We start from the raw sequence: 11,856 nt of genomic DNA, 5'->3' as shown, positions 1-11,856 counted from the left end.
TGTGCGCAGGTGACGATGGGAAGGCCATCGGCAGGATATGCGGAGGGCTATTCGTGTCGGATTTCTGATCGATGACGTCTGAAACGCAAAACCACGGCCGGTGGCTACAACTTGGCTGTCTCTTCGGTTAGTAATCGCAACCATCAGAATCTGTTCGAAAACCGGACAGAATTCCACAGGGCTTCAGAATGCTCCAGGTTGATGGCGGCTGGATAACCGACCCCGTCGTGCTTGTTGCGGCCGACCTCGTTCGGGCTGTCGAGGGGACTGACGGACTTGTGGTCCAGTTCAGCAATCCGGACGCCTGCAAGGTTGCGACTCTTCAGGCATTGAACGAGGCCTGCCGTCTGGCAGGTGACCGGTTGACCGTCCGGTTTTACCAGCACGACGATGAAGGCTTTGACGCGCGCTGCCTGAACCATTTGCCGGATGTCGCAAACCTCGCTTCTTCCGATTGAAAACATTTTCCTGCGAAGGCCGCATTGGTGAAGCGCTGTGCAAATCGCTCCTTTCGAGTGCGTTTCGATCGGTAAATCAAGAAAGAACGTTACAACCAGTTATTGAGAATTGCCGTAGCGTCCACTCTTCCATAGATTTGTTTCCAGGTCCGAAACCGTCTTTTTTGGTTGGTTTGTTGCTACTTGAACGCGAAGAGCAATTGCAAATATTGGATGAGGTTCGCCTTTCCATTTCCAGGTCGGGTGGACGGATCGTATTCGTTGCCGGGGAAGCCGGGATAGGAAAGTCGTCTCTGATTGCGGATTTCCTGAGCAGCCTCGGGCCCGAAACCAGGAAGGTCATCGGTCTTTGCGATCCTTTGATCACGCCGCGCCCGCTCGGACCGATACGAGATATTGCAGCAGGTCTTTCCGGATCGTCACAGACCCGCGATGAGGAAGCCATGCTTTTTGGCGGCCTGGTGGAGCATTTGTCGTCTTTGCGAGAACCGGTGGTATTGGTCATCGAGGACCTGCACTGGGCGGATGACCGCACGCTGGACTGGTTGAAGTTCATCGGCCGCAGGATCGCGATGCTGCCGTTGCTGGTGGTTTGCAGTTATCGTGATGACCAGTTGGAGGGTTACCATCCGCTTCGCTCAGCCATGGGCGAAATCGTTCCGGCCCGGAAGAAGCAGATAAATCTCGCTCCTTTGTCTCTGGACGCGGTGCAGATGCTTGTTGGGTCAACCCGCCTGGTTCCTGAACGCCTTCTGGACATCACGGGCGGTAATCCCTTCTTCCTGACCGAATTGTTGGCTCAGTCAGCAGACGGCAGCAAGGTTCCCCAGACCATCGGGGATGCGGTCGATGCGCGTCTTGCAGGATTGCCGCAGGACGTCGTGCGGCTACTGGAATATGTGTCTTGCTGGCCTGGTGCAATTCCGTCAGGCATTCTCCTGGCTTTGCCACTGCCCGACAGCTACGGCACCCTGACGCAGGCTATCGAGAAAGGCCTGCTGATTGAAAGCGGCGGAAAGCTCTCCTTTCGTCACGAGATTGCGCGGATTGCCATCTACGATCGGCTCAGTCATCCAAGGCGGGTCGAAGCGCACAGGTGCTTCCTGGATCATCTTTGCAACCGGGAAGACGGAGTGCAGCCTCTCGACATGATCGTGCATCACGCCCGAGGAGCCGAACATGAGCAGCTATTGCTGCGTTATGCACCGCTTGCCGCAGACAATGCGGCAAGTCTCGGAGCCCATCGCGAGGCCGCCCGTTTTCTTGAACATGTCTTGCCGCTGGCGGACAGCCTGGACCTCCAGCAGGCCGCCGAAATCTGCGAACGTTGGGCCTATGAGGCAGGCCTGTCGCTTGGCATCGACGCAGACGTCATATCCAGCCGCCGCAAGGCGGTGGAGCTCTGGCGCAAGGCCGGAAATGAAAACCGGGTCGGAGAAAATCTGAGATGGCTGTCCAGGCTCCACTGGTACAGGGGAGAAGCCGAGGAAGCCAAGAGGTACATCGAGGAAGCAATCGAAGTCCTGGAAAACAACGCCTCGGCCACCGAATGGGCGAAGGCGAAGGCATACGCCCTTCGCGCCCAGTATCATATGCTTCAAGACGAGATGGGTGAGGCGGTGACGTGGGGGCGTCGGGCCTTGTCTTTTGCACAGGCTGTCGAAGACGTTGAAACCTGCACGCATGCGCTTAACACGGTCGGTTCTGCCATGCTGTTCCGAGGAGATCCGGAAGGGGAGACGCTGTTGCGTGAGAGCCTGCGGATCTCGCTGGAAAACGGGTTCGATGAGCAGGCCGCGCGGGTTTATACAAATCTCTCCGAATGCCTCATAGAAATGCGTGCCCTCGACCGGGCTGAAGATCTGATCGATGCCGGGATCCGTTTTGACAGCGCTCACGATCTTGATGCCTGGACCTATTACCTGATTGGCCGAAAGGCACAGCTTCGGCTGGAACAGGGTCGTTTTGACGAGGCAGTCACGATTGCACGCGGGGTTCTGGGACAGGAAAACCAGACCCTGCTCATGCGGATGCCCGCGCAGATCGTTCTCGCCCGCTCCCTTCTGCGCCTCGGTGATGCAGCCGCCGGAGAGGCTTTGCAGCAGGCTCTCGTTTCAGCGGAAAAGATCGGCGAACCCCAGTATCTGACGGTTTTGAAGATCGCAGAAATCGAGCAGTCCGTGCTGGCTGGGACTTCAGAGGCCGCAGCGCAGGCCTGGGAATGGCTCTGCAGTCTCGATCCCAGGCTTCTTAGCCCGCGAAAGCTGGGCGAAGCGATGTTCTGGGCCCGGACTGCGGAATTGCCGCTGAAGTCCACGTCTACCCCTGGCCTGCCGGAGCCTGTTTGCCTGCTTCTCGAAGGGAAGGCCGAAGAAGCCGGATTGGCGTTCCGGATGGAAAGTTCGGATTATCTGGCAGCCTGGTCGTTTGCCGCCACCGGGAAGGCTGAACGGCTTCAGGAGGCCGATGAATTGTTCCGGTCCATGGGGGCGATGGCGGCCCGTCGCTGGTTGCGCTCTCGTGAAGGGGTATCCGGCCTTCCGCCGCTGCAACGTGGACCTTACAAGAGTTCGCGCAACCACCCCTACGGTCTCACCGCAAAGGAGCAGACAGTGCTCCGACTTCTTGTCGAGGGAAACAGCAATGCGGCAATTGCCGAAACGCTGAGCCGGTCTCGCAGAACCATTGAAAACCATGTTTCGTCGATCCTCTCCAAGCTGCAGGCAAAGGACAGGGTGGAGGTCCTTTTGCGTTCACAGAGCGAACCCTGGATCGTTCTGGCGGAAGACGATGTCGACGTGGAAATTGAGTATTCGTCGCACGAAAATTAGGTGCACCCACCCATGATCAGTTTGGCCATAGGCCTTACTGTTTCCGTGAGCTAACGCGTCTCAGGAAACGGATTTCGTGTCATGTTCAAACCTTTTTTAGTATCCCTTATCGCGATGGGCCTCCCGATTGCCGCAAGTGCTTGTGATCTTCCGGCGGAGAGACCCTCTTTTACCAATGTTCAGGAAAAACCGGACTTTGATACCGCAACGTTCGCAGCGTTGGTCGCTCAAGCGATTGGAGACCGGTACATGGGGTACGCGGTCACGTTGCGCGGCGAAAACGGTCGCATTATTGCCCAGGTCAACCACGGCTACGCCCGCACGCCTTGCGAGAGTGGTGGCGAGCAGCGCTTCAACGGCCGCACCGAGGCCGCGATTGGCTCTGTCTCGAAAGTTCTGACGGCGGCAACGGTTATTAACCGAGCCGAGACACTCCAAAGCGTTTCGCTAGACGACCGGTTTCAGGATTACCTTCCCAGACGCTGGCAGGGCGAGCTAGACACCTCCCTGCAACCCGTTACGCTTCGGAATCTCCTGCAGCATCGCGCTGGGTTCGCCAAGTCCGGAAAAACAATCTGGGATCATGCGTTCACGTTGCAGGAACGCTATCAGCTTGGCGCTGAAACCTACATCGTCAGAGCGCAGAACATCGCAACAGGCGCGAGTGCCTGCGTGCCTGAACCCGTGACGAAACGTTGTTACGCGAACACGTCCTTTGCGCTCTGGAATGTCAGTGCCGCTTCCCTTGTGCCGGCAAAATGGGCGCAGATCGAGGACGGGTTTGCCCCCGGCGAGATAACATATGACAGTTATCTTCAGGTTCATGCGTACAATCGGTACCGGGATATCGTTGAAAAGACCCTGTTCGAGCCGGTTGGTGTGACGGGCGGCTGCAATACGTTCTCCGATCCGGCGCGAGGCGCCCTCTATTACGACGGACCGATGGATGAGGCCGGTACGGATCGCACCGAAGTCGGCAAGCCGTGTGCTATCGGAGGCTGGTTTCTGTCAACGAGAGCCCTCTCGAAGGTCGTTCATCGCATCGTTTCGACGCGCGAAGTCGTCAACGACAATCACGAGCTGATGTTTTCCGCAGATGATGACCGGCTCGTTTTTGCAAGCCGTCCAGGAACCAACGATGGACGGGCCGTATCCCACAACGGAAGCCGTTGGGGCGGACAGGCGACTGCTGAGGTGGTTGTCTTTCCGAATGGCTTTGTCGCGGCAGCAATCGCGAACTCCCGCCCGGCAAATGAAGGCGTGGGACTGAGGAAGGCGCTGATCGATGGCTACAACGCAGCGCGTGGGCCGTCGTAAGAACTATTAGCTCAACTATGCTTCATATGAATAAGTATAAAATATCTACATTTTCATAAATGCAAGTATAGAAAAGTTCTAAATGGTATAAATAAAGAGATAATTGAACAGGAAAGACAATGAATCTATTCGACTTTCCCAGTGCGATAATTGCCACCATCTCACAAGCGATTTCAAAAGGGATCAAAGATCCTTCCAATCTCGCTGACCTGGTTTTCTACTGGCACCATCCCGAGTTGCGCGGTTCGGGGATCAGAAAAGGCATGAACAACTACGATGAACTGTCAAAGGAATGGCTGAGCTATTATGACCTGTTTGCTAGGGAATATGGTCCCGTCGCCCCGAAATCCGGTGACAATTCCGACAGGACTTCGTGGCGACCTTACGAAAAATCGAACATCGATGGCATCGGTTTCATCAGTTCCGACATCAAGGCCTGGGCGTCACGACCACCGAAACACAAACGTGAGGTGGCGGCTTTTGTCAGTAACAAGATGGATGGTGACCGGGCACGGCTTTTTATCGTCTGGAAAACAAATGATCCGAGGAGCCACTGTAAATTCCACAATGTGTCCGAAAACGGTTCGATCCACTACTGGACCGAACAGCCGCTCGATTACAATACGATCAGGCAAGACCACAAGCTTGAGGTCAATTGGATCACATACCTGGGGAACGACGCCGGCGTTAAAGGTATTGCGTTGATGAATTTCGGCCTGAACGTCATCATTTTCGAAAAAACATTAAAGAACGGCGTGTGCCTCTCGCTGGCGCGCAGTGCTGCGAAAAGGGCTCTGGCTGAAGAAGCCAAACAAACGTACGAGCTTATGCAATCGGTCGTAGGTGGGGCGAGTGGTGCCAAGATGGCAAAACCGAAAAATTTTGGTGACTTGGCCTGGCATTCGTTTGGCGCCCAGGTGAAAAATGTCGTTGAGAACAGGTTTCCTCGATCCGTGTCGCCAAACGTTGGATCCCTCCATGGCATACGTTTCAATGACGAAATCAAGGACGGCAGCGGCAAGGTTATCGGTTGGGTAAACTACTTCGACTAAGGGTCGCTGAATTCATCTTCGCTGGGCCGGCTGCATTGGGTGGCGCGCTGGAAACGGTCGTTTGAATTGCCGTGTTATCGGCCACTTACCTTTACGGTCAACACAAGTTGCCATTTTGAGATGATCGCGCCGCATTGACTTGTCCCACCGGGCTTGCTAGCTCAAGAGCATGAGCAACGTCCTGCACAACACTGCGAACTATTATTATCCGCCAAGTTAGCGGAGGGACTTTGCTGTCTGTTTACCGCTGCATCGCCAGCGGTTGTGACTCGGTATACAGCTCTTGGCCTTGCAGCCAATTCACCGGGTTAAGTCATGACTGTTTTCCAAGCTGCAATATGTAAACCACATCGCTCTCTCACCCTGGGCCTTATCGGTTACGGGGCGTTCGGGCGATTGATCGCCGAGCATCTTTCTTCTCATGTCGAACTGCTGATCCATGATCCGCGTTATGATGGCAGTGCGGACCTTGCCGAGGTCGCCGCCTGCCGGATCGTGGTGGTCGCAGTTCCGGTGGCTTGCATGGAAGAAACACTGCGTGCGATCGCGCCGCACCTGAGGCCGAATACGCTGGTGCTGGATGTCGGTTCGGTAAAGGTCGAGCCCGCTCGTCTGATGCTGGAGTTGCTGCCACCACATGTCGAAATCCTTGCGACCCATCCGCTTTTCGGGCCGCAAAGCGCTCGCAACGGATTGCAGGGCCTGAAAATCGCGCTGTGCCCTCTGAAAGGCCGAAGCTACAAACGTGTTGTCGCCTTTCTCAAGGTGGCTCTTGGGCTGGATGTGTTCGAAACAACACCGGATGCGCATGATCGCGATGCCGCGCTGTCCCAGGGCCTTACCCACTTGATTGCCAAGGTGCTGGTGAAGATGGGGCCGCTTCCCCGGATGACCACCACCCGAAGCTTCGACCTTCTCAACGAGGCTATCGAAATGGTTCGCCACGATCCGCCGGAGCTTTTCGATGCGATCGAGGGGCTGAACCCCTACGCTTCGGGCGTGCGCCGGCGTTTCTTCGACCTTGCCTCGGAGCTTGATATTGAGCTGCGCACGACGCCGCATTTGTCCGGCCGGACTGCCCTGTCATGAACCGGGCCCTCTAACGGGCTCCGTTCGGTTCGATAATCAACGCCGCAGTCAGTCAAACCCGCCTGACTGCGGACAAGGTCAAGCCGGCTTGGTCTCTTGGGACCGCGCCGGCTCTAAACGAGGCTCCGCAAGTTTCGGCCAGCACCCCTTGCCGGATGCTTGTGTCTTTGGCCGATACCCCGAAAGTCACGCGTTAGATGCGTTGATCGGTTCAATGCCTTCTCTTGGCCATTGTCCCCTCGCGGCAATTCCCCTTCGCAAATGGTCAGTTTCTCGAAGATGAACGTCCACCTCATTCGGTGTGACGGCCGTCATACGTGAAAGTTCCTTGGCCAGCTATCTAAGGTCAGGTCGTCGTTTGATTGGGTAGCCAAGCATCGCGCGGCAAAATTACTGAAATCAACAAAATAAATGTTGCTCTGCGGCGGAAGGAAAAACGCAACGCAGTACGCAAATCATTTGAGCCAAGAGAATACCGAAGATGGAACTTTACAAGTACCGTAATAAACTGCCGCAGATTGGTGACGCCTGCCTGCTCACCGATGGTGGCCTCGAAACAACTCTGATTTTTCATGATGGCATCGACCTGCCACTGTTTGCTTCCTTTCATGCCTTGAAAGAAACAGAAGGCCGCGCTGCCCTTCGCCGTTACTACGAACGCTACGCCCATATTGCGAATGCGCAGGGCTCGGGCTTCATTCTCGACAGCGCGACATGGCGCGCCAGCCGTGACTGGGGTGACCGTCTTGGCTATTCGGCCGAAGAATTGAAACATGCAAACCAGGACGCGGTTGCAATGCTTTTCGAACTGCGTGCCGAGTTCGAAGGTGAACATCCTTTTGTCATCAGCGGCAATGTGGGTCCTCGGGGAGATGGCTACGCACCCGAAACCATGATGTCCTCTGCCGAGTCCGAGGACTATCACGCTATTCAGGTCGCCACACTGGATGCGGCAGGGGTCGATATGATCAGCGCGATCACCATGACCCATGCCGGCGAAGCCATGGGCATAGCGCGGGCCTGTGCGAAACGGGACGTGCCGTTGGCTCTTGCCTTCACCGTTGAGACCGATGGGCACCTGCCGACAGGCCAGCCCCTGAAGGACGCGATCGCCGAGCTCGATGCCGACTGCCCGCCCGCCTACTACATGATCAATTGCGCCCACCCGGATCACTTCCGGCATGTTCTGGACGAAGGAGCGGACTGGACCAGGCGAATTCGGGGTCTGCGCGCGAATGCTTCGCGGTTGAGCCACGCCGAGCTGGATGAAGCTGAAGAGCTGGATGACGGCAATCCGCAGGAACTTGGCAGGGACTATGCCAACCTCCTGGCGGTCCTGCCGAACCTGCGGGTCTTCGGTGGCTGCTGTGGTACCGACCACCGGCATGTCGACGCAATCGGGCAGACCTGCCTCCACCAGCCCCTCAGGGCGTAAGTAACGGGGAGTATCAGAATGACCGTTTCGACCATGGTTGGCAGGATTGCCTGTCGCAGGAACGCGATCGGGATTCTGGAACGTTGGCGCAGAGCCAGGAAAAACCGCATCCTGATCCAGACACTGGAGAGAATGTCGGACCATGAACTGCGCGACATCGGATTGAACCGTGACAGCGTGCGCCATGTGATCCGTAACGGTGACACCCGGGCGCTGCATCACCTGAGGCCCGCTCCAGCTGTCATGCTCGATGAGGCGAAGGGGGATGGCATGTGCAATGAGGTCAACGCGGGAGAAGTGAAGTGAAAATGTCGGTCCAATCGAAAGGCGAAACACGGAGCGAACAGATCCGTCCGGCCACGAAGGCAGACGCATATGATATCGCCTCGCTTTTCCTGATGTCCTCAGATGGACTTGCTTCTTACATCTGGTCTCGCGTCGGGGCTCCCGGCGCGGACCTCCTGGAGGTTGGGGCATCGCGGTATTCGCGGGAAAACACGGCGTTTTCCTATCAGAATTGCCACATGGTTGAGATTGGCGGCCAGGGGGCGGCCATGCTGCATGCCTTCAAGATGCAGAGTGACGAGATACCCGAGACCGATCCAGTGCTCAAGCCCTACTCCGAGTTGGAAGATCCAGGCTCGTTGTATGTTTCCGGCGTGGCTGTCCGTCCGGAATTTCGCCGTCGCGGGTACGCGCGAAAGCTGATGATCCTCGCCGACCGTCTTGCAGCCGCGCAAGGTCTCACGCGAGTTTCGCTCATATGCTTCGACAGGAATGTGCCGGCACTTCGTCTCTATGCGTCACTGGGCTTTCGCGAGATGGATCGTCGCGCCATCGTACCGCATCCAAGCCTGCACTACTCTGACGGCAATGCTCTTTTGCTTGTACGAGAGTGCACTGCCATGGAGCAGGTGGAGGGTTGATCTTCACCTGTGCCCTGGAAGCCCGGGCTGTCATTCGAAGACCTTGAACCGCTCGTAGACCTGGAACAGCTGTTTTTGTGAGTTGACTGCCATCTTTGTCATCGCAGACTTCAGCTGTTTTCGAACTGTATCCTGCTGGACACCCTTGACTCGGGAGTATTCTGACAGCGGCTGCAGCGCTATGACAGCGGCAATGGCGGCGCTCTCGCTTCCACTCAGTCCAAAAAACTGGCTGATACGGTCGAGCGTACGCGGAGAGAGAATGTCCTGCGGATTGAGCACCACGATCTTGTAGGTCACCCAGCGTGCCGGTTCCAGTCGTCCGTCAACGAACCGGGGGAGCGGGTTGAACACCTGTACGGCGTAGGTCGTGTTGGTTTTGCTATCGAGAAGACGCACCAGTGGCGCTTCCCCGTTTCGAACGCGCCGGTGAACCGCGTCCAGCTTCTTTTGTTCTCTTGGATTGCGGCAGACCAGCCTGCCATTTTGTATTCTCACGAAACCCAGGTCGAGGATATCCTGCGCGATTTGGTTGACGTATTCGGTCTCGCCATTGGCAAGCATGATGACGCCATGGGTTTGCGCATCGTTGGACGACCTGTGAACGAGTTCCCGTTCACCGGTTTCCATGCGCAGCTGCCGAAGTTGAAGCGCCTTCCTGGCATGGACAACGAGCCTCGAAAAATCCTCCATTACCTCTTTGGAGAAGGTCCCGTCTTTGCGCATGCTTGTAACACCGAACCAGCCAAGGCGACCGTCAACGGTGATGTTACTGCCCATGATCCTGTTCACATCGTATCGCGGAAACAGATCGTGATGGATCGGACTGGAGCGTAAACCTTCTTGTGTATTGAACTGATCGTCCGTCATGACAGCCCCCACAGGTGATTTCGTTATGAGTTTTAAGCGGTAATCGATGTTGACATAGTGCTGGTGATATTCATCGAGAAAACTCGGATCCATATTGGCGGTGAAATTAAGTCCAATCGAAGAGTTATCCTTCCCAAGAAGACATAAATGAGATTGAGCCGCACCAAGGTAAGTAACTATTTTTGAAAGAGTTTCTGAAAACAACCTCTCCGTTTCTACGCTCTCATATAACTCTGCGATAAGCTTCTCAAGTTGCTCGGACATTGCTAAAACACAACATTCTGACAGTAAAAAAATATGAAGAATGGCACGACAAAAACTATGCAATCGTATACACAACTCTAAGGGGAGGCAATAACGTATTCCGTGAGGAATTATTTTTCTCGCGTGCCAAAAAAATTAACAAATGGTTAATTAGGGTGCAAATGTTGACCATACGTCATTTTAACACCCCTCAACGCATTGAAACTCTAAAGCTTTCTCCGAAGTGTTGTTTACGCTGCGTATTTTCTGCGGCTTCGTCTGAAGGCAAGGTTAACAAACTTCTTGGTTAACGCAGCCCCCATTTGGGGAATGGCTCAAATTGAAACAGTCTGCCAAGTCTGCTCGTGCATTTCAGCAAGGGTGATTTTTACACCCATTCTTTAATCACCGGTTGTCCCTCTCGGGCAGCCGGTGGAGCTAGTCAGGAATGGATTAATGCCTAATAACATCAATCTGTCGGAATTTTTCGACTCCATCCGCGCCACTCTGGCGGACATCAAGAACAGCACTTCCACGATCAGCGACGTTGACGTTGTCGGTACTTACATCGAAGAAGACGGCAGCGATCCGACCCCGGACGTCTCCAGCATCAATTTCGTGAATGGGACGACCGGTGCCGATGTACCGCTCGAAGGAACATCTGGTCTTGATCTCGTGCTTGCCAGAAGCGGAAACGACATGCTTGTCGGTTACGGCAGCATCGACATCCTGCTCGGCAGCGACGACGTTGATACAATTGATTATTCTTACCTGAACAGCACAGAAAACGGCATCTTCATCGACCTTCGCAGCGGTATCGCCGTGAGCAAGGGCGGCGATATCGATCTGCTGTCGTCCATCGAAAATGCCATCGGCACGGTCAATGACGATGTCATGCTCGGCAACGGCCTGAACAACATCTTCTTCGGCAACGGCGGCAGCGATATCATTGACGGCCGTGGCGGCTCCAAGGACGTTGCCCAGTTTGCAGGCAAGGCTGAAGATTACGACATCAAGACCAACGAAGACGGTTCCGTCAGCATCACCAACGGCACCGGCACGACCACCCTTTACAACATCGAACTGGTTCAGTTCGGCGAAGGCAGTGAAGTCGGTGACATCCATCTCTTCAGTGTCACGGATGGCGCACTCGTCGCTCATAACGATGCGATCGACGTCACCGAAACCACCGGCGACGACGAAGCGGAAGTTGCAGCGACATTCAACGTTCTCGGCAACGACGACGAAATCGGCGAAACCGGCGGCCAGGTCATCACCCAGCTGGCTTTCAAAACGGCTGGCGGCTCGATTGTCAACGTTGATGCCGTCGCTGATTCAGATGGCATGCTGGAGGTCGAGGGCAAATACGGCACCTTGTTGCTGAACGTCGAAACGGGCGAAGCCAGCTACGTCTATTCCGAAGAAGCGAACCGCCTCGCCGATGGCCAGGAGGGTGTCGATACCTTCGTTTATCAGGTTGTCGGTGGCGACAAGGCCGAATTCAAGGTCACGGTTACCGGTAGCAACGATGCTCCGACGATCGGCGGCGATCTCTCGTTGAACTTCCTGCCCATCGTTGAATGGCCGGGTGCGGAAGACGAAGGTTACGTCCATACCCGCGGCGGTGTCTTCGAG

At 55.5% G+C, this 11,856-nt stretch carries 10 protein-coding genes; 9 read left to right on the top strand and 1 reads right to left on the bottom strand.

The genetic code is table 11. The annotated features are described in order from the left end of the window. The first annotated feature begins 188 nt into the window (after positions 1 to 188). From ACYQ6M_RS26205 to ACYQ6M_RS26170, 8 genes are all read left to right on the top strand, one after another. A complete protein-coding gene (locus ACYQ6M_RS26205) occupies positions 189 to 458 on the top strand; it encodes a hypothetical protein (protein ID WP_460076479.1) in 270 nt (89 codons plus the stop codon). Further along, positions 455 to 3,289: an ATP-binding protein gene (locus ACYQ6M_RS26200; RefSeq protein WP_460076478.1), complete on the top strand. Its 2,835-nt coding sequence runs from the start codon at positions 455 to 457 to the stop codon at positions 3,287 to 3,289. The genes ACYQ6M_RS26205 and ACYQ6M_RS26200 overlap by 4 nt, the downstream gene beginning before the upstream one ends. Positions 3,290 to 3,538: 249 nt before the next feature. Then, entirely contained in the window at positions 3,539 to 4,606 is a 1,068-nt protein-coding gene (locus ACYQ6M_RS26195; protein WP_460076475.1) for a serine hydrolase domain-containing protein, read from the top strand. A gap of 119 nt (positions 4,607 to 4,725) precedes the next feature. After that, on the top strand, positions 4,726 to 5,658 hold the full coding sequence (locus ACYQ6M_RS26190) for a hypothetical protein (RefSeq protein ID WP_077293839.1): 933 nt from the start codon (positions 4,726 to 4,728) through the stop codon (positions 5,656 to 5,658). Positions 5,659 to 5,973: 315 nt separating this feature from the next. Continuing rightward, positions 5,974 to 6,747: a prephenate dehydrogenase/arogenate dehydrogenase family protein gene (locus ACYQ6M_RS26185; protein ID WP_460076473.1), complete on the top strand. Its 774-nt coding sequence runs from the start codon at positions 5,974 to 5,976 to the stop codon at positions 6,745 to 6,747. 481 nt (positions 6,748 to 7,228) lie between these two features. Then, positions 7,229 to 8,182, top strand: coding sequence for a homocysteine S-methyltransferase family protein (locus ACYQ6M_RS26180; protein WP_460076470.1), 954 nt, complete (start codon positions 7,229 to 7,231; stop codon positions 8,180 to 8,182). Positions 8,183 to 8,200: 18 nt separating this feature from the next. Next, entirely contained in the window at positions 8,201 to 8,488 is a 288-nt protein-coding gene (locus ACYQ6M_RS26175; protein WP_460076468.1) for a DUF1127 domain-containing protein, read from the top strand. 2 nt (positions 8,489 to 8,490) lie between these two features. After that, on the top strand, positions 8,491 to 9,108 hold the full coding sequence (locus ACYQ6M_RS26170; protein ID WP_460076970.1) for a GNAT family N-acetyltransferase: 618 nt from the start codon (positions 8,491 to 8,493) through the stop codon (positions 9,106 to 9,108). A 30-nt stretch (positions 9,109 to 9,138) separates the two neighbouring features. Here the strand turns inward: ACYQ6M_RS26170 and ACYQ6M_RS26165 are convergent, their stop codons facing one another. Beyond that, positions 9,139 to 10,242, bottom strand: a complete 1,104-nt coding sequence (locus tag ACYQ6M_RS26165; protein WP_229005965.1) for a helix-turn-helix transcriptional regulator — start codon at positions 10,240 to 10,242, stop codon at positions 9,139 to 9,141. Positions 10,243 to 10,677: 435 nt separating this feature from the next. Here ACYQ6M_RS26165 and ACYQ6M_RS26160 point away from each other — a divergent pair. After that, positions 10,678 to 11,856 (top strand): VCBS domain-containing protein (locus ACYQ6M_RS26160; protein WP_460076466.1); only part of this gene is annotated, 1,179 nt, incomplete at its 3' end.

It is taken from the genome of Roseibium sp. ROS1, from assembly GCF_054658215.1.
Note: the sequence above shows the minus strand (reverse complement) of the source record. Positions and strands in the feature narration are given on the sequence as shown.

What these genes read in the sequence shown, in the direction of transcription:
- ACYQ6M_RS26175 (WP_460076468.1), top strand. Translation starts at nt 8,201, where the DNA reads ATGACCGTTTCGACCATGGTTGGCAGGATTGCCTGTCGCAGGAACGCG.
- ACYQ6M_RS26180 (WP_460076470.1), top strand. Translation starts at nt 7,229, where the DNA reads ATGGAACTTTACAAGTACCGTAATAAACTGCCGCAGATTGGTGACGCC.
- ACYQ6M_RS26195 (WP_460076475.1), top strand. Translation starts at nt 3,539, where the DNA reads ATGGGGTACGCGGTCACGTTGCGCGGCGAAAACGGTCGCATTATTGCC.
- ACYQ6M_RS26205 (WP_460076479.1), top strand. Translation starts at nt 189, where the DNA reads ATGCTCCAGGTTGATGGCGGCTGGATAACCGACCCCGTCGTGCTTGTT.
- ACYQ6M_RS26185 (WP_460076473.1), top strand. Translation starts at nt 5,974, where the DNA reads ATGACTGTTTTCCAAGCTGCAATATGTAAACCACATCGCTCTCTCACC.
- ACYQ6M_RS26170 (WP_460076970.1), top strand. Translation starts at nt 8,491, where the DNA reads ATGTCGGTCCAATCGAAAGGCGAAACACGGAGCGAACAGATCCGTCCG.
- ACYQ6M_RS26165 (WP_229005965.1), bottom strand. Translation starts at nt 10,242, where the DNA reads ATGTCCGAGCAACTTGAGAAGCTTATCGCAGAGTTATATGAGAGCGTA.
- ACYQ6M_RS26190 (WP_077293839.1), top strand. Translation starts at nt 4,726, where the DNA reads ATGAATCTATTCGACTTTCCCAGTGCGATAATTGCCACCATCTCACAA.